Source organism: Rahnella sp. CFA14(1/10) (assembly GCF_004195095.1).
Lineage (GTDB): Bacteria > Pseudomonadota > Gammaproteobacteria > Enterobacterales > Enterobacteriaceae > Rahnella > Rahnella perminowiae.
In genome coordinates, this window is sequence record NZ_SEWS01000013.1 from 26,978 (window position 1) to 45,298 (window position 18,321).

Here is an 18,321-nt window from a genome sequence, read left to right on the forward strand (position 1 = left end):
ACTATTCGGATAATAGCTGATGGTTTATCACGTGCCCTTTCTTTACTTTGTCGGTTGATTGCCCGAGAAATGGCAGCAGATAAGGTCTTGCCCGAGACAAAACCATAACTGTCACCATAGGATATGATTTAAGGCTGTGAGGTTTATGATGCTGTCAACTCCACACCTTATTTTTGCAGAAGAGACTTCTTAACTGTGAATTTACTCAATATGAGTACTGAGCTAGCGATTGTTTTCGTATTTTCATTCCTCTTTTTATTCGTTGCCCGGAAGGTAGCGAATAAAATCGGACTTGTTGATAAACCGAATTTTCGTAAACGTCACCAGGGACTGATACCACTCGTTGGTGGGATCTCTGTCTATGCGGGTGTTTGTTTTGCCTTTCTGATCACCAATTATACTATTCCACATGGCAACCTTTACATTGCCTGCGCCGGGCTGCTGGTATTAGTGGGTGCACTGGATGACCGTTTCGATATCAGTGTAAAAACACGTGCAATGGTTCAGGCCGTGGTCGCTGTTGCGATGATGAGTTTTGCTAACCTCACGCTTCGCAGCCTCGGACATCTGATTGGTCCCTGGGAAATGGTATTAGGCCCGTTTGGCTATCTTGTCACTTTGTTCGCCGTGTGGGCTGCCATTAACGCCTTCAACATGGTCGATGGTATTGATGGCTTACTGGGCGGCTTGTCTTGTGTCAGCTTTGGCTCACTGGGCCTCATCATGTACGAGAGCGGACACATGGAGTTAGCGTACTGGTGCTTCGCGATGATTGCCGCAATCATCCCGTATATTTTACTCAATTTGGGTGTTTTGGGGCCTCGTTACAAAGTCTTTATGGGCGACGCGGGCAGCACGCTGATAGGGTTTACGGTCATCTGGGTCCTCCTGCAAAGTACGCAAGGCGAATCTCATCCTATGAATCCGGTCACTGCACTTTGGCTTATCGCTATTCCCCTGATGGACATGGTCGCCATCATGTATCGCCGGCTTCGTAAAGGGATGAGCCCGTTCTCAGCAGATCGTCAGCACATTCATCATTTGATCATGCGCGCAGGTTTTACTTCACGTCAGGCTTTCGTCTTAATAACTGTGGCTGCCGCTATTCTGGCGGGCATTGGTGTGGTGGGCGAACATCTGAGTTTTGTTCCCGAATGGATAATGCTGGCTTTATTCTTCGTTGCCTTCCTGTTGTACGGCATCTGCATCAAACACGCCTGGCGTGTGGCGCGGTTTATAAAACGGGTTAAAAGACGTTTGCGCCGTTCTTCTAATCAATAATCACTTTTTAAGCAAGGGCTTACTGGCTGTGGATAAACCAGAAATGATGAGAAACCAGAACGAACACGCCATCGAGAATGAACTTGATATCCGCGGGCTGTGCTGCACTTTATGGAAAGGAAAATTCTGGATTGCAGGTCTGGCAATACTCTTTGCCTTAGTCGCCCTGGGGTCGTCTTACCTCATGAAACAGGAATGGAGTTCGACGGCAATCACGGATCGGCCTACGGTCAACAATCTTTCGTCCTATTTCTCTCAGGCACAGTTTCTGCGTAATTTAGATATGCGTAATGTGCCGCAGTCAGACGCCAACCGCCCACCCATTTCTGATGAAGCCTACAACGAGTTTGTCATGCAACTTGCGGCTTATGACACCCGCCGGGATTTCTGGCTGCATAACCCTTATTACCAACAACGTCAGGAAAATGATGCGCGTGCTGATGCGGTTCTGCTGGATGAAATGATCAATGACATCCAGTTTACTGCCCGTGATGCACCGAAAGTGCCGAACGATATGGTGAAACTCACGGCGGAAAATGCCGCTGATGCGAACAAACTTTTACGTCAGTATGTCGATTTCGCCAGCCAGCGTGCGGCACAACATCTCTATGATGAGCTGGAAGGCGCGTGGGCGGCACGAACGCAGTCAATGAAAGCGCAGGTCAAGCGTCAGGAAGAGGTTGCCCAGACTGTTTTCAAGCGCACCACGCATAATACTGAGCAGGCACTGAAGATTGCTCAGCAGCAAAACATTAATAAAAGTGTGACCGATACGCCCGCAGAAGAATTGCCGGATTCCGATATGTTCCTGCTGGGTGTGCCTATGCTCAAGGCTCGTCTGGAATTACTGCAAGCCTCCGGTCCGGGGTATGATCTGGATTACGATCAGAACCGTGCGATGCTGTCGACGCTGAACGTCGGGCCAACGCTTACGGCAAAATTCCAGACTTATCGCTATCTGAGAACGCCTGAAGAACCTGTAAAACGTGACAGCCCTCGTCGGGCATTATTGATGATTATGTGGGGCATTGTCGGTGGTTTAATCGGGGCTGGCGTTGCCCTGACCCGCCGTAAAAATAAGAGAAACACATTGTGAAAGTGTTGACGATTTTCGGCACGCGTCCGGAGGCCATCAAAATGGCTCCTCTGGTGCTTGCTTTGTCGCAGGATGCGGCCTTTGAATCAAAAGTGTGTGTGACGGCTCAACACCGTGAAATGCTCGATCAGGTATTACGCCTCTTTGACATCATCCCTGATTATGATCTCAACATTATGAAGCCAGGGCAGGGACTGACAGAAATTACCAGTCGGATCCTGACCGGCCTTAAGCCGGTTCTGGATGAGTTCAAGCCTGACATAGTGCTGGTGCACGGTGATACCACCACGACTTTATCCGCCAGCCTTGCCGCGTTTTATCACCAGATCCCCGTCGGGCATGTTGAAGCAGGTCTGCGTACCGGGGATTTATCGTCCCCGTGGCCGGAAGAGGGCAATCGCCTGCTAACAGGTCATCTGGCGAAATGGCACTTTGCACCCACCGAGAATGCCAGTGTCAATTTGCAGCGGGAAAACATCGGCGCAGAGAGCATTTTTGTCACCGGGAATACGGTGATTGATGCCCTGCTCTGGGTACGTGACCGCTTTAACAGCGATGTCTCGCTGGCACAACAGTTGGCGAATAACTACCCGTTTTTGGATGCCAACAAAAAGCTGATTTTAGTGACGGGCCACCGTCGTGAAAGCTTTGGCAAAGGCTTTGAACGGATTTGCTCGGCCCTGGCGGAAATTGCATGCCAGCACCCTGAAGTACAAATTGTGTATCCGGTGCATCTCAATCCGAACGTCAGCGAGCCGGTGAATCGCATTCTGCAAAGCATCGACAATATCGTACTGATCGACCCTCAGGATTACCTGCCATTCGTTTATCTGATGGATAAAGCTTATCTGATCCTGACCGACTCCGGCGGGGTGCAGGAAGAAGCGCCTTCACTGGGCAAGCCTGTGCTGGTGATGCGTGAAACCACAGAACGTCCGGAAGCGGTTGATGCCGGAACAGTCCGGCTGGTGGGCACCGATCCCGCTAAAATAGTCGAGGAAGTGAACCGTCTGCTAAACGATGAAAACGAATACAACAGCATGAGCCGGGCACACAATCCTTACGGCGACGGGCATGCCTGCCGCCATATTCTTGACGCATTGAAAAATCATTGGGTACCACAATGAGTTTTAACATTATCTCTGTCATCGGACTCGGTTACATCGGTCTGCCAACCGCTGCCGCTTTCGCCTCACGCCAAAAAAAAGTGGTGGGCGTCGATATTAATCAGCATGCCGTGGATACGATTAACCGTGGTGCGATCCATATTGTTGAACCCGATCTTGATCTTCTGGTCAGGCAGGCCGTTGATGCGGGATTGTTGCGGGCAGTGACCAAACCGGAACCTGCAGATGCTTTCCTGATTGCAGTTCCGACGCCGTTTAAGGGCGATCATTTACCGGATATGAAATTCGTTGAATCTGCCGCACGTTCTCTGGCGCCGGTTCTGAAAAAAGGCGATCTGATCATTCTGGAATCTACGTCACCGGTGGGGGCGACAGAGCAAATGGCCGTCTGGCTGGCGGAAGCCCGTCCTGATCTGAGCTTTCCTCAGCAAGCCGGTGAGCAATCCGATATCAACATTGCTTACTGCCCGGAACGCGTGCTGCCAGGACAGGTGATGGTTGAGCTGATCAAAAATGACCGTGTCATTGGCGGCATGACGTCAGTTTGTTCACAGCGTGCCAGCGATTTATATAACATTTTCCTTGAAGGCGAATGTGTTACCACCCATTCCCGTACCGCCGAAATGTGCAAGTTGACGGAAAACAGTTTCCGCGACGTAAATATTGCCTTTGCCAACGAGCTGTCGCTGATTTGCGATGCTCAGGGCATTAACGTCTGGGAGCTGATCAGTCTGGCGAACCGTCATCCACGGGTGAATATCCTGCAGCCGGGTCCGGGCGTAGGCGGACATTGTATTGCAGTCGACCCGTGGTTCATTGTTGCGCAAAACCCGGCGCTGGCCAGAATCATCCGCACAGCGCGCGAAGTGAATGACAGCAAACCGCACTGGGTCGTGGATCGTGTAAAAGCGGCACTGGCAGATTGCCTGACTACCACGGGCAAACGTGCAGCCGACGTCAAGATTGCCTGCTTTGGCCTGGCGTTTAAACCCAATATTGATGATCTACGCGAAAGCCCGGCAGTGGAAGTGACACACCTGATTGCCGACTGGCACGCCGGAAAAACGTGGGCGGTCGAGCCTAATGTGCATCAGCTACCGGCTTCTCTCGCGGATAAAGTGACGTTAGAAAGCCTGGATCGCGCACTGGCTGAAGCCGATCTGTTGGTGATGTTAGTCGATCACCAACTGTTCAAAGCGATCCCTGGCAGTCAGATCCGGCAGTCATGGATTGTGGATACTAAAGGCGTATGGCGATAAATAATCCTTTGCACGGCAATATCGAACCGCTCGGATGGGAGAGTCATTTCTTCCAGCTTAACAGTGCGCGTCTGACACCGGATGCCTCTGCGGGTGAAATCACGCCGCAGAAGCTTGAACAATATGCACTGGTGCAGGCCAAAGTAGAGGCAGATCAAACGCACACGCTGGACGCCCTGTCTGCGTTGGGTTTCCGACTGGCAGAAGGTGAAACGGACTTTTGCGTGACGGTCACGCCGCAGGATATGGCGTTGCCAGCAGGGCGTCTGGCTTTGCCGCAAGATATCGCTGATGTGGCGATTATTGCCAGCCAGACGTTTCGTTTCAGCCGTTTTCGCGCACCCTGGTATCAGCCTGATGACAGCGCCCGTTTCTACGCAATGTGGGCAGAAAAGGCGGTACTGGGCACGTTTGATCACCTTTGCCTGTGGGCAGACGATGCACAGGGTAACAGGCTGGGTTTTGTCACGTTGCGACGTCTTTCAGAAGATGAAGTTAGAATTGGCCTGCTGGCTGTCAGACCTGAATTCCAGGGGCAGGGAGCAGGTAAAAAGTTAATGGCGGCTGCGAAAAATTGGTGTGCCGGACAGGGTGTATCGCGACTGTATGTCGCCACGCAAACCGGTAATATCGCGGCCTTAAATCTTTATCTCGCCAGCGGTGGCAAAGTCATGCGCTCGGCGTACTGGTTGTACAGGTGAAACGATGATCCCTTTTAATGCGCCACCGATTGTGGGTACTGAAATTGATTACATGCGCGAGGCCATGGACAGCGGCAAACTGTGCGGTGACGGCGGGTTTACCCTGCGCTGCCAGAAATGGTTTGAACAGCGTTTTAACTGTCCGAAGGTTTTGCTGACGCCGTCCTGTACGGCATCGCTGGAAATGGCCGCGTTGCTGCTGGATATTCAGCCCGGTGACGAAGTGATTATGCCAAGCTTTACGTTTGTTTCGACCGCCAATGCATTCGTTTTACGCGGCGCGAAAATCGTGTTTGTGGATATCCGCCCGGATACCATGAATATTGATGAAACCCTGATTGAAGCTGCGATCACTGAAAAAACCAAAGTGATTGTCCCGGTGCATTACGCGGGTGTGGCCTGTGAAATGGATACCATCATGGCGATCGCCGAAAAACATCATCTGTTTGTGGTGGAAGATGCCGCACAGGGCGTGATGTCAGCTTACAAAGGCAAAGCACTGGGCACCCTTGGTCATATCGGATGTTTCAGTTTCCACGAAACCAAGAATTACACGGCGGGCGGTGAAGGTGGTGCGACGCTGATTAACGATCCGGCCCTGATTGATCGTGCCGAGATTATCCGTGAAAAAGGCACTAACCGCAGCCAGTTCTTCCGCGGTCAGGTGGATAAATATACCTGGCGGGACATTGGTTCCAGCTATCTGATGTCCGATTTGCAGGCCGCGTATCTGTGGGGGAATCTGGATTCAGCTGAAAAGATCAACCAGCGCCGTCTGGCAATCTGGAATCAGTATTACGAAGCATTGCAGGATCTGGCCGACGCAGGCCGCGTTCAGTTGCCTTCAGTTCCACAAGACTGTGTGCAAAATGCTCATATGTTCTATGTGCGTCTGAGTGATATCGACGACCGTGATGCCTTTATTCGTCACATGAAAGCGGCAGATATTCTCACCGTATTCCATTATATCCCGCTGCATGCCTGTCCGGCGGGCGAAGATTTTGGTCGTTTCGCTGGCGTCGATCGTTTCACGACAAAAGAGAGTGAGCGTCTGGTGCGCCTGCCCCTGTTCTACAACATGACCGATGATACGCAGCGTGCGGTGATTACGGCCATGCTGCAATATTTCGCCTGATATGTCGCTGGCAAAAGCATCAGTCTGGACCGCAGGTTCTACGCTGATTAAAATTGGTGCCGGGTTGCTGGTGGTGAAATTGCTGGCCGTGACGTTCGGCCCTGACGGCGTAGGGCAGGCAGGGAATTTCCGCCAGCTCGTGACCGTACTTGGTGTGCTGTCCGGTGCCGGTATTTTCAATGGTATTACTAAATACGTTGCCGAACATCATCAGGATCTTGAGCGGCTTAAAGCTGTACTCGGTACGTCCTCTTCGCTGATTTTGGGTTTCTCGACGCTGCTGGCCGCCATCTTTTTGCTGGCTGCCGGCCCTGTCAGTGTCGGGTTGTTCGGACACGACCGCTATCAGGCCGTTGTGCGGGCCGTGGCATTTATCCAGATGGGCATTGCTTATGCCAACTATTTTCAGGCCATCCTGAAAGGTTATCGTGATGCGACGGGTAACGCGCTGGCTGTAATGGGTGGCAGTCTGATTGGCTTGCTGGCCTATCTCTTGTGTTTCAAACTGGGCGGTTATGAAGGCGCGCTGGCCGGGCTGGCACTGGTGCCAGCGCTGGTCGTTGTGCCTGCGGGCGGCATGTTGTGGCGGCGAAAATCCTTTCCGCTGGCCTACTTAAAGCCGGGCTGGGACCGCTTTATCGCCAGCCATTTGGGAAAGTTTACCCTGATGGCACTGATCACATCTGTCACGTTGCCGGTGGCGTATGTGATGATGCGAAACCTGCTGGCGGAGCATTACAGCTGGAAAGATGTGGGGATCTGGCAGGGCGTCAGCAGTATTTCTGATGCCTATTTGCAGTTTATCACCGCCTCTTTCAGCGTTTATTTATTGCCGACGCTATCGCGCATGACGGATAAACGCGATATTACGCGTGAAATCGTTAAGTCATTAAAATTTGTTCTGCCCGCCGTAGCGGCCGTCAGTTTTACTGTCTGGCTGTTGCGTGACTTTGCTATCTGGTTACTGTTTTCAAAACAATTTATCGCGATGCGCGATTTGTTCGCCTGGCAGTTAGTGGGTGACGTACTGAAAGTCGGCTCTTATGTTTTTGGCTATCTGGTGATTGCGAGAGCCTCTCTGCGTTTTTACGTGCTGACTGAAATCAGCCAGTTTGCGTTACTGACGGGCTTTTCACATTGGTTGATCCCGATACGGGGTTCTCTTGGCGCCGCGCAAGCGTATATGGCGACGTATGTCGTCTATTTCGCCCTGTGCTGTACCGTATTTGTTATTTATCGTAGACGAGCATGACAACGCTGATTCACGTTTTGGGATCTGACATTCCCCACCATAATGTCACCGTGCTGCGCTTTTTTAATGATGTTCTGGCCGAATGCGCGCCTGAAAAGCTGATTTATCATTTTATGGTGGCGGCAGCAGATGCATCAGCATTTGCTGAATTCGCACGTCTGGATATTCGGGTTTATCCGGACAAAAAATCGCTGGCCGACGCGGTGATTTCCCGGGCACAGGATCGTACACATCACTTTTTCTTCCATGGTCAGTTCAACCCGACGCTTTGGCTGGCGCTGCTGACCGGCAAAATTAAATCTCAGCAGGCCAGCTGGCACATCTGGGGCGCAGATCTTTATGAATCGACAGGTGGCCTGAAATTCCGCCTGTTTTATTTTTTAAGGCGTCTGGCTCAGGGACGTATCGGCCATGTTTTCGCTACCCGCGGCGATCTGATTCATTTCCATCAGAGACATCCGCGCGTGCCGTCCTCATTATTGTATTTCCCGACGCGTATGGATCCGGCGCTGACGCTTTCAGCCGGGCAGCCTGAACCTGCAGAGCCGATGACCGTGCTGGTCGGCAATTCCGGCGATCGCAGTAACCGACATACTGAAGCGCTGCGTTCGTTGCATCAACAGTTTGGTGCCGGTATCCGGGTGATTATTCCTATGGGCTATCCGGCCAACAATGACGCCTATATCGAGCAGGTTCGCCGCGAGGCGCTCAAACTTTTTGCGCCCGGGAATGTTGAGCTGATGACCGGTTCGATGCCTTTTGCACAATATCTCGACGTGCTGCGTGGTTGCTCGCTGGGGTATTTTATTTTTGACCGCCAGCAGGGTATCGGGACGCAATGTTTGCTGATTCAGTTCGGCGTGCCGTTTGTGGTCAGCCGTCAGAATCCGTTCTGGCAGGATCTGGCAGAACAAAATCTGCCGGTATTGTTTTACGGTGACGCACTTGATACCCGAACTGTGGCCGAAGCGCGGCGCCAGTTGCTGACTACGGACCGGAAGAATATCGCATTCTTCAGCCCGAATTACATCGCCGGCTGGCAACAGGCGTTACTGCTGGCGGCAGGAGAAACATCATGACAATGGCACAGCTTGGCGGCCTGTCTGTCGTTTATGCGTTCTCGCTGTTGTTCATTTTGACGCTGACCTACAAAGAATTTCGCCGTGTGCGTTTTAACTTCAACGTTCTGTTTTCGCTGTTGTATCTGCTGACGTTCTATTTCGGTTTTCCGCTGACCTGTCTGCTGGTTTTCCAGTTTGATGTCAACGTCGTACCGGTTGAAAACCTGTTACAGGCGATGCTGGCCGCAACCTGTTTTTACGGTATTTATTATGTCAGTTATAAAACGCGGTTGAGGGCAAAACGTGATGGCCCGTCCCGTACACTGTTTACGATGAACCGTGTCGAAACCCATCTGACATGGTTTTTACTGGCACTTATCGCCGTGGTAACCGTGTCCATCTTCTTTACGCATAACGGATTTTTGCTGTTTAAGCTCAAATCGTACAGCCAGATTTTTTCCAGTGATGTGTCCGGGGTTGCGCTTAAACGCTTCTTTTACTTCTTCCTGCCAGCGATGCTGGTAGTGTTCTTCCTCAAACCCAATCTGCAGCGCTGGCTGTTTTTCCTGGTCAGTACCGTCGCATTTGGTTTACTCACGTATATTATTGTTGGCGGGACACGCGCGAATATCATTATCGCGTTCGCACTGTTTTTGTTTATCGGCATCGTACGCGGCTGGATTAGTTTGTGGATGCTGGCGGTGGCGGGCGTACTGGGCATTGTCGGTATGTTCTGGCTGGCGCTGAAACGTTACGGGCTGAATGTCAGCGGCCCTGAGGCGTTTTATACCTTCCTGTACCTGACGCGTGATACGTTCTCGCCATGGGAAAATCTGGGACTGTTGCTGCAAAATTACGACAAAATTAGTTTTCAGGGACTGGCACCGATTATTCGTGATTTCTACGTCTTTATCCCCAGCTGGCTATGGCATGACCGTCCGGGTGTGGTGCTCAACACCGCCAACTATTTCACCTGGGATGTGCTCGGTAACCATTCCGGTCTGGCCATTTCGCCGACGCTGATTGGCTCGCTGGTTGTGATGGGCGGCGTGTGGTTTATCCCGCTGGGTGCGGTGGCGGTTGGGATGATCATTAAATGGTTCGACTGGCTTTATGAAAAAGGCAAAGCGGAGACCAACATTTATAAAGCGGCCATTCTGCAAAGTTTTTGCTTTGGTGCCGTGTTCAATATGATCGTACTTGCCCGCGAAGGCGTGGATTCCTTTTTCTCACGGGTGGTGTTTTTCTGTGTCGTATTCGCAACTTGTCTGGTTGTCGCAAAATTATTGTACTGGATGTTTGACGCCGCCGGGCTGATACGAGCCAGGATGCCGGTCAGAAAAAACCTCATGGAGCCTTTGGTAGTAAGGAAGATGGATGAATTTGGAGAATAACGTCCCGCAATATGATATTCGCGGGATCCGCCTTTGGGGCTTTCGCAATATGGCGCATTTTCTTGATTATCTTTTTGCCGGTCATCAGGTGAAAAAAGGTTCGCTGGTGGCGATAAATGCAGAGAAAGTGCTGACGGTCGAAAGCAACCCTGAAATGCGTACGCTGATCGACCATGCGGAGTTTAAATACCCCGACGGGATCAGCATTGTGCGCGCTATACGGCGTAAATATCCGCAGTCACGCGTCTCGCGTATTGCAGGGGCTGACCTCTGGGAAGGATTGATGGAGCGCGCAGGGCGTGAAGGAACACCGGTCTTTCTGATCGGCGGTAAACCGGAAGTCCTGATGCAGACGGAAGAAAAATTGCGATTGCTGTGGAACGTCAATATTGTTGGCAGCCAGAATGGGTATTTTGTGCCTGAACAGCGCGAAGCATTGTTTGAAAAGGTAAAAAGCAGCGGAGCATCTATCGTGACCGTGGCGATGGGGTCACCAAAGCAGGAAATCCTGATGCGTGACTGCCGTCGTGTGCATCCAGATGCGCTTTACATGGGCATCGGTGGGACCTATGACGTCTTTACCGGGCATGTTAAACGTGCCCCTAAAATCTGGCAAAATCTGGGGCTGGAATGGCTCTACCGGCTGATTTTACAGCCCAGCCGTTTGCGTCGTCAGCTCAAACTGCTCAAATTTATCCGTTACTACTATACCGGTCGTCTGTAATATTTGCGCCGTGGCTGATCTTCAGCGCGGCGTTTTACCTCTCATTTCACTCTACCCTTTACTGTCGTTTGCACCCTGACATGTCTACCTGTGCGGATCTTTCTCAATTGTGGTTTGCAACTCATCCTGAAATGCGGAACCATAACGCCGTTTTTCCGCCCTGTACGGGCATCATCACCCATAAAAATAACATTCCGGTCATTCCGGAAGGCAAACACAATTACAGAGAAACTGAGGAATTATGGCGAATCAAGAAGAAAAGGGTGGGCTACACCGGGGGCTTGAAGCGAGGCACATAGAGCTGATAGCGCTGGGCGGCACTATCGGCGTAGGATTATTTATGGGCGCAGCCAGTACCCTGAAATGGGCCGGGCCTTCAGTGTTGCTGGCCTATATTCTGGCGGGCGTGTTCGTCTTCTTTATCATGCGCTCAATGGGTGAAATGCTGCATCTGGAGCCCGTTGCCGGTTCGTTCGCCGTCTATGCCCATAAATATCTTGGACCATACTATGGCTACCTGACCGCCTGGAGTTACTGGTTTATGTGGATAGCGGTGGGGATTTCTGAAATCACCGCGATTGGTGTATACGCCCAATACTGGTTCCCGGATTTACCACAGTGGATCCCCGCGCTGATCGCGGTGGCGATTGTGGCCTCTGCTAACCTTGCTGCGGTGAAACTGTATGGTGAAATGGAGTTCTGGTTTGCGCTGATCAAAATTACCACCATCATTGTGATGATCGTGGTCGGGCTGGCGGTGATTTTCTTCGGATTCGGCAATCATGGCGAAGCTATCGGTTTTGGCAACCTGACGGCACACGGCGGCTTCTTTGCGGGTGGCTGGAAAGGTTTCCTGTTTGCGCTGTGTATTGTTGTGGCGTCCTATCAGGGCGTGGAACTGGTGGGTATTACTGCCGGTGAAGCGAAGAATCCGCAGGTTACGCTTAAACGTGCCATCAATAACATTTTGTGGCGTATCCTGATTTTCTACGTCGGCGCAATTTTCGTCATCATCACCATTTTCCCGTGGAACGAAATGGGCACCCACGGCAGCCCGTTCGTTCTGACATTTGCGAAGATTGGTATTGCTTCGGCTGCAGGCATTATTAACTTTGTCGTGCTGACGGCAGCATTGTCAGGCTGTAACAGCGGTATGTACAGTTGCGGACGTATGCTTTATGCGCTGTCTGAGAATCGCCAGTTGCCTGCGTTTCTGAGCAATGTCTCGAAAAGTGGTGTGCCGGTTTACGGTATTGCGATCACTATTTTGTGTCTGCTGGTCGGTTCGTGCCTGAACTACATCATTCCGAATCCTGAGAAAGTATTCGTGTATGTCTACAGTGCCAGCGTACTGCCGGGTATGGTGCCATGGTTTGTGGTATTGATCAGCCAGTTACGTTTCCGTGACGCGCACAAAGAGAAACTGAAAAACCATCCGTTTAAGTCGGTTCTCTTCCCTTATACCAACTACCTGACGCTGATATTCCTGGCATGTGTGCTGGTCGGTATGGCAATTAACCCGGATACGCGGGTTTCTTTACTGGTAGGGGGTATTTTTATTGCGGCAGTCTCGCTGATATACTTCGGCCTCGGCATGCATAAGCGTGCCGCGCTGACGGCAGAAAAAGTAAAATAACGTCGTAAGTCACGGGTGGGGAAGGCAAGATGCTTACTTTTACTGCGTATTGGATAAAGCGTAATCAAACGCAATATTTCTGATAAAAAGCACTAGACAGCCAGGCGTTAAAACCGTAGTATCCCCACCCGCAACGGCGCTAAGCGCCCGTAGCTCAGCTGGATAGAGCGCTGCCCTCCGGAGGCAGAGGTCTCAGGTTCGAATCCTGTCGGGCGCACCATTTAGTATGCGCTAGAGTTGCGGTGGAATGTTGAAGTCAGGCAGTTCACGTTAGTTAGAGATATGGTGGCTATAGCTCAGTTGGTAGAGCCCTGGATTGTGATTCCAGTTGTCGTGGGTTCGAGTCCCATTAGCCACCCCACTCTAAAAATGGTTTTGTGATTGTGACATGCGATGGTGGCGGAATTGGTAGACGCGCTAGCTTCAGGTGTTAGTGTCCTTCGGATGTGAGGGTTCGAGTCCCTCCCTTCGCACCACACACAAAATACATTTAAATGATGCAGTTAGCATCAGAAAGTAGTAAGATGCACGACATCGGCGAGTAGCGCAGCTTGGTAGCGCAACTGGTTTGGGACCAGTGGGTCGGAGGTTCGAATCCTCTCTCGCCGACCATATTTGAAGAACCTGCTTTTTTTAAAGCAGGTTTTTTTTCGTCCGGAGTTTATGAGGATGAGAACCTCCGAAGGAGGTTTGAGCCGAGCGAAGCGAGACCACGTTGCTTTAGCAACGGCCCGCAGGGCAAGCATCGCAGATGCGCGTAATCCTCTCTCGCCGACCCTATTTGAAGAACCTGCTTTTTTAAAGCAGGTTTTTTTTCGTCCGTATAAAACCTTTTCCCCTCTCACTGCCTGTGTTGTTTATCCGCGACATACCCGCTTTCTTTTGTCTCAGACGGGAGACATTTATCTCCTTGAAAATAATGGATTAACTTCTCAGCCTGCACAGTTGTCGTTTGCAGGCGACGGTTCACCGGCAAAGGGGGAAAGGAAACGTGGCAGTTAAAAATTATTGTTCACACGCCGTAAAATAAATGTTTTTAAAATCAAATAGATAAAATTTTTTTAATCAGGTATTGCCATGCTGGCACGCGTCCTGCAATATTCCCGCCGTAGATGCTCATTCCACCCATTATGTTTGCTCCGGCTTCATAAACCTGGGAATGATGCAGAGCCAATTTACAGTGCCTATTGTCATCCTGACCGATAACGCGCAAGCGCTATCATCCAGAAGGCAAAACGTTGAGTGAGGCACTACATCTGTTGTCCTGGACCTGATTGTTTTTATACACCTGCATAAACGGCAGGTGTTTTTTTTTGCCCATACCCGTCATCCTTTGAGCTGCAGATACGCTGGTCGCTCTTCGTCACCCGTATCACTGACTTATGTCAGCTCATCGGTATCCCTGCGTTTGCCGCCTTTCTGCAACTCAAATCATTTAGGGTATAAGGATTGATGACATAAAAAAGGCTCCCGAAGGAGCCTTTTTTATTCTGAGAACCCGTTACGGTTGTTGTGAATTATTCAGCGTCAGCATCAATCCTTCACGACGCATCTCAGCGGCTTCTGCCGGTTTATGCAGCTTATCCAGCGCATCAGCCAGCCACGCATAATCATACGCGTCAGGGCGTTGTTTCAGTGCCTCACGGAAGGCCTCACTCGCCTGCTGCCATTCGCCATGCTTCATCAGCAACTGACCGAGCGTGCTGCTCAGTAGCGGTGTGGTGCCGTTTTGCTTAATGAGCTGACGCAGGGTTTTTTCGAGTTGCTCAGGATTACCCGAACGCAGCTTCGGCATCAGCGCGACCAGCCGGTCGTCATACTGGCGTTTCAGCCCGTCGAGGATCACTTCCTGCGCCAGATCCTGATCATTGCATTCAATCAGATGCGTCGCCATCGCGACCTGTAAGGCCACTTCATGACGGGTTTTACGGCTCTGATCTTTCCACCAGCGCTTCAGGCCTTCGCTGCCTTCTTCAGCCATCAGCTGATTCATCATGCCGACATAAGCCTGCTCCTGAAGCATACGGATTTCATCGTCAGTATGAATATCGGCTTTCGCCATCGACGGTAAAATCTCCAGCAGAGAACCATAAGCGCCAGTCAGAAGATAAGCCTGCTCTGCCAGGCGTAACACTTCCGGATGGCGTGGCGACTGGCCCAGCAAACGGTCAACGCCGTGGCGTGCTGCGTGAACTTCGCCTCTGGCCAGCTGGATACGTACGCGGGTGATATCGACCGGCATCTGGTCGGTATCGGCGATTTCCGCTGCACGCTCCAGATATTGATTGGTGCGGATATCGTCGCCGCGCTGTTGCGCCGCTTCCGCCGCCAGTAAATAGTTCACTACCGGTTGTTCGGCGTGATCGGCATGACGGGCCAGCAATTTCTCCATCTGACGGTGATCGCCTTCCGCCAGTTTGAGCATCGCTGCCTGAGTTTGCTTGCGCGCTTTAGAGCTTTTGCGCCCGGCAAACCAGCCGCGGGTACGCGCACCGGTACGCAGAACGCGGCGCAGGATCCATTCAATCAGGAACAGCACCAGAATCAGTACGATCAGCATGATGACCAAACCGGTGACGCTGGTTTCGATGTTGTAATTGTCGGTCTGGATCAGGACATAACCCTGATGGCCGGCCAGGATCGGGCCGACGATAATCCCGGCAAACACAATCAGGAATAACACGAAAACTCGTAACATGTGTTATTCCCCCTGTGTGGCGGCGGCGGGCTGCTGAAGCAGGTTACGCACGCGGGTCTGCATCAGTTTTTCCAGCATCGGCTGGCTTTTCAGCTCATCCGGCACGTCCATCGAAACAGATTGCTGGCTGAGATTGTCCAGTTCTTCCAGGAACGCTTTGGTCGAAGGATCTGAAGTATCGAAGTAAGCGCGAACCCAGGTCGAGACGCTTTCCAGTGACTGTTTGTACACTTCGTCCTGATGGCGCGGCACGGCCTGCGCGGCAATCAGCAGACGCGAGCGGATGTTTTCGCGCAAATACACGTCCTGATTCGGTGCCAGAAGCGGTTCAGCACTGCTATCACGGCGGCGAATCGTGATGAAGTCATCCATAAAGTTGTGCCAGCTTTTGGTCAGATTCTGACGCCATTCGGTCAGTGAGCCGGACAAACTGGAACTGTCGTTGTCCATCGGAGAGTCGTCAGTATCATTGTCCGCCAGACGCAGGTTATCTACCTGATTCGACAGCTGATTCAGTTTGAGAATGATGCCATCAAAATCGACCTGTGCAACGGCAGAAAGGCTACCCACGTCTTCATTCAGCGCGCGGCGTACCTCAATCAGGCTTGGATCGTTCATGTCCGCCAGGCTGGCATCGGCGCTTTTCAGCAGTGCGGCGGCGGTGGTGACATCCTGATCACTCCACAATTTGCGCCCAGCGAGTTTCACCAGATAATCGGCCTGCGCCAGTAACCAGGTCTTAGCATCGCTGCCGGAAATGCTGGCAACCTTATCTTGTAATTCATTCAACTGGCGACCAAATGAAGCCTGCTGGCGGTCGGCCTCTTGCCGGGTCTTTTGCTGCTGAGCGAGCAGATCAGCAATTTGCTGTTTGTCCTGCTGCTGGGTTTTTTGCAGCGCATCGAGTTGTTCAGAAAGCGCTTCGTCTGAGGCGGCCTGCGCCAGTGATTGCTGGTGGCCGTGATAATAGAGACCGGCACCCAGTACTATAACCAGTACAATGGCGATAGCGCCCAGTACCGGCGCTGTACGTTGCTTTTTGCGCAACGTTTTCAATTCCTGTTCCCGGTCGGAAGCGTCTGGCTGGGGGCTCTCAACCGCTGGGGAGATAACAACATTCTCATCCGGCGCGGAAGGATTTTTTTGTTCCGTCATTTTGGCACATCCCTTAGTCAGGTAGTTGTAATGCGCGGATCAGCGCATCATTGTCTGCATTTCCGGCAACCCGAATTGCGCTCCAGCCAAGCTGGCGTGCGAGGGCTGCCAAACGCTCACTGACCACCACCAGATTACAGTGCAGTAACCATGAATGTCGGTAGTAATCAGGAACTAATTGGTAAAGCTGTTGCAGCATTTCTCCGCTGGTCACAACCAGCGTATCAATTCCGGCACGTTGCCAGAGCGCGCTCTGTTCACTGCCATCGTAGAAAACCGGGCTGCGCTGATAACATTCGCAGTAAGTCACATGGACACCGCGTTCAGTCAGCGTTTCAGCTAACAATTCCCGTCCGCCATTACCGCGCAGTATCAGTGCTTTTTTACCTTGTATGCGTTGCAATGCCGGAAGATTCAATAACATCTCGCTGGTTTCGCCATCCTGAGGATAGAGAACCGGCAGGCTGCTGACCCGATGGAAAATCAGGCCCGTAGTACGGCCAATAGCAAAATAATTCACGGTGTCCGGCCAGTTCGTGGCGGACTGACGCAAGATACGGTCAGCGTAACTGACGGCATGTTGCGAGAGCACAAACACCAGATCTTGCTGATTTAATGAGGATAGCAGGTTCGGGAGCGATGCGAGCTGGTTCCCCGGTGCAAAATCAATTAGCGGGGAATGGAAGGCAACCCGTCCCATTGCGCGCAGCCGGCTGACCAGTGCTTCTCCTGCCGGAGAGGGGCGGGTGACCAGAATGGTCATTTAGGCGCGTTCCCCTGATACACCTCATGCAGAATTTCGCGCGCGCCGTTGGCGAGCAATTCTTCTGCCAGGTCGATACCCATGCTGTGTGCTTGAGCGGCCGGACCGCGACGTTCGCCGCACACCATCTGGCTGCCGTCCGGTGCGCCGACCAAAGCACGAAGCCAGAGCTCGTCACCTTTCAGCTCGGCATAGCTGCCGATGGGAACCTGACATCCGCCTTCAAGACGCATATTCATTGCCCGTTCAGCCTGTACACGTACTGTCGTTTCGTGGTGCGCCAGGGGGGCCAGCAAGTCGCGGGTGGTTTGATCGTCAAGGCGGCATTCAATGCCGACGGCACCTTGTCCTACGGCGGGCAGGCATTCTTCCGGTGTCAGTGCGTAAGTGATGCGGTTTTCCAGACCCAGGCGTTTCAGGCCCGCGACAGCCAGAATAATGGCATCATATTCACCGTTATCGAGTTTGGATAAGCGGGTGCCTACATTGCCGCGCAGATCACGGATCACCAGATCCGGACGTTTCTGACGCAGCTGGCACTGACGCCGCAGGCTTGATGTGCCGACGATACTGCCTTGCGGTAAATCGGTCAGACTGGCGTAGTGATTAGAGACGAAAGCATCGCGCGGATCTTCGCGTTCACAAATAGTGACCAGTCCCAGGCCCTCGGGGAATTCTACCGGGACGTCTTTCATGGAATGCACGGCGATATCCGCACGGCCATCAAGCATCGCCAGTTCAAGTTCTTTGACGAACAAACCTTTGCCGCCGACCTTAGCCAGCGGGGTATCTAAAATGATATCGCCCTTGGTCACCATGGGAACCAGTTCCACCTGCAAACCGGGGTGACAGGCCATCAGCTGGCTTTGAACATATTGTGCCTGCCACAAAGCCAGCGGGCTCTGACGGGTGGCAATTCGAATGATTTTGTCTAACATGTTTGTTACCGTTTAACTGTCTCTGTGACCATCCTACCACTGACAATAGAAAGCTGTCAGCGTAAGAAGCCATTCGTAAAAGAAGGTTAACGGACGTTGAA

At 52.0% G+C, this 18,321-nt stretch carries 15 protein-coding genes, 4 tRNA genes and 1 other RNA gene; 16 read left to right on the forward strand and 4 right to left on the reverse strand.

Features of this window, described 5'->3' with window-relative positions; all coding sequences use genetic code 11:
- Positions 1–195 precede the first annotated feature (195 nt).
- The 16 genes from wecA (at position 196) to EVX52_RS22235 (ending at position 13,444) form a co-directional block, all read left to right on the forward strand.
- A complete protein-coding gene (wecA, locus tag EVX52_RS22160; protein WP_129955222.1) occupies positions 196–1,281 on the forward strand; it encodes a UDP-N-acetylglucosamine--undecaprenyl-phosphate N-acetylglucosaminephosphotransferase in 1,086 nt (361 codons plus the stop codon).
- A 43-nt stretch (positions 1,282–1,324) separates the two neighbouring features.
- Positions 1,325–2,377: an ECA polysaccharide chain length modulation protein gene (gene wzzE / locus EVX52_RS22165; protein WP_129992137.1), complete on the forward strand. Its 1,053-nt coding sequence runs from the start codon at positions 1,325–1,327 to the stop codon at positions 2,375–2,377.
- The gene (gene wecB / locus EVX52_RS22170) at positions 2,374–3,504 is read left to right on the forward strand and encodes a non-hydrolyzing UDP-N-acetylglucosamine 2-epimerase (RefSeq protein WP_129992138.1); all 1,131 of its coding nucleotides are present in this window, start codon (positions 2,374–2,376) and stop codon (positions 3,502–3,504) included. The genes wzzE and wecB overlap by 4 nt, the downstream gene beginning before the upstream one ends.
- Positions 3,501–4,763, forward strand: coding sequence for a UDP-N-acetyl-D-mannosamine dehydrogenase (wecC, locus tag EVX52_RS22175; RefSeq protein WP_129992140.1), 1,263 nt, complete (start codon positions 3,501–3,503; stop codon positions 4,761–4,763). The genes wecB and wecC overlap by 4 nt, the downstream gene beginning before the upstream one ends.
- A complete protein-coding gene (gene rffC / locus EVX52_RS22180; protein ID WP_129992141.1) occupies positions 4,754–5,464 on the forward strand; it encodes a dTDP-4-amino-4,6-dideoxy-D-galactose acyltransferase in 711 nt (236 codons plus the stop codon). Before wecC ends, rffC begins: the two co-directional genes overlap by 10 nt.
- Before the next feature lie 4 nt (positions 5,465–5,468).
- Positions 5,469–6,599, forward strand: a complete 1,131-nt coding sequence (rffA, locus tag EVX52_RS22185) for a dTDP-4-amino-4,6-dideoxygalactose transaminase (protein WP_129955217.1) — start codon at positions 5,469–5,471, stop codon at positions 6,597–6,599.
- A 1-nt stretch (position 6,600) separates the two neighbouring features.
- Entirely contained in the window at positions 6,601–7,851 is a 1,251-nt protein-coding gene (gene wzxE / locus EVX52_RS22190; RefSeq protein ID WP_129992142.1) for a lipid III flippase WzxE, read from the forward strand.
- A complete protein-coding gene (locus tag EVX52_RS22195) occupies positions 7,848–8,930 on the forward strand; it encodes a TDP-N-acetylfucosamine:lipid II N-acetylfucosaminyltransferase (protein ID WP_129955215.1) in 1,083 nt (360 codons plus the stop codon). Before wzxE ends, EVX52_RS22195 begins: the two co-directional genes overlap by 4 nt.
- Positions 8,927–10,306, forward strand: a complete 1,380-nt coding sequence (gene wzyE, locus EVX52_RS22200) for an ECA oligosaccharide polymerase (protein ID WP_129992144.1) — start codon at positions 8,927–8,929, stop codon at positions 10,304–10,306. Before EVX52_RS22195 ends, wzyE begins: the two co-directional genes overlap by 4 nt.
- Positions 10,290–11,030 carry a lipopolysaccharide N-acetylmannosaminouronosyltransferase gene (wecG, locus tag EVX52_RS22205; protein ID WP_129992146.1) on the forward strand — a complete coding sequence of 247 codons (741 nt, stop codon included), beginning with the start codon at positions 10,290–10,292 and terminating at the stop codon, positions 11,028–11,030. Before wzyE ends, wecG begins: the two co-directional genes overlap by 17 nt.
- Before the next feature lie 241 nt (positions 11,031–11,271).
- Positions 11,272–12,666, forward strand: coding sequence for an amino acid permease (locus EVX52_RS22210; protein WP_129955212.1), 1,395 nt, complete (start codon positions 11,272–11,274; stop codon positions 12,664–12,666).
- Positions 12,667–12,809: 143 nt separating this feature from the next.
- Positions 12,810–12,886: transfer RNA gene (locus EVX52_RS22215), tRNA-Arg, on the forward strand.
- A 65-nt stretch (positions 12,887–12,951) separates the two neighbouring features.
- Positions 12,952–13,027: transfer RNA gene (locus EVX52_RS22220), tRNA-His, on the forward strand.
- Positions 13,028–13,056: 29 nt separating this feature from the next.
- Positions 13,057–13,142, forward strand: a tRNA-Leu gene (locus tag EVX52_RS22225).
- Positions 13,143–13,201: 59 nt separating this feature from the next.
- Positions 13,202–13,278, forward strand: a tRNA-Pro gene (locus EVX52_RS22230).
- Positions 13,279–13,315: 37 nt separating this feature from the next.
- A non-coding RNA gene (locus EVX52_RS22235) (RtT sRNA) lies at positions 13,316–13,444 on the forward strand.
- A 723-nt stretch (positions 13,445–14,167) separates the two neighbouring features.
- Here EVX52_RS22235 and hemY read toward each other — a convergent pair.
- The 4 genes from hemY to hemC are packed head-to-tail and all read right to left on the reverse strand — an operon-like array spanning position 14,168 to position 18,220.
- Positions 14,168–15,364 carry a protoheme IX biogenesis protein HemY gene (gene hemY / locus EVX52_RS22240; RefSeq protein WP_129955211.1) on the reverse strand — a complete coding sequence of 399 codons (1,197 nt, stop codon included), beginning with the start codon at positions 15,362–15,364 and terminating at the stop codon, positions 14,168–14,170.
- Positions 15,365–15,367: 3 nt separating this feature from the next.
- A complete protein-coding gene (gene hemX / locus EVX52_RS22245) occupies positions 15,368–16,519 on the reverse strand; it encodes a uroporphyrinogen-III C-methyltransferase (RefSeq protein WP_129992148.1) in 1,152 nt (383 codons plus the stop codon).
- Between the two features lie 13 nt (positions 16,520–16,532).
- Positions 16,533–17,282, reverse strand: coding sequence for a uroporphyrinogen-III synthase (hemD, locus tag EVX52_RS22250; RefSeq protein WP_129955209.1), 750 nt, complete (start codon positions 17,280–17,282; stop codon positions 16,533–16,535).
- Positions 17,279–18,220 (reverse strand): hydroxymethylbilane synthase, encoded by a 942-nt coding sequence (gene hemC / locus EVX52_RS22255; protein ID WP_129955208.1) that lies wholly within the window; start codon positions 18,218–18,220, stop codon positions 17,279–17,281. The genes hemD and hemC overlap by 4 nt, the downstream gene beginning before the upstream one ends.
- Positions 18,221–18,321 lie beyond the last annotated feature (101 nt).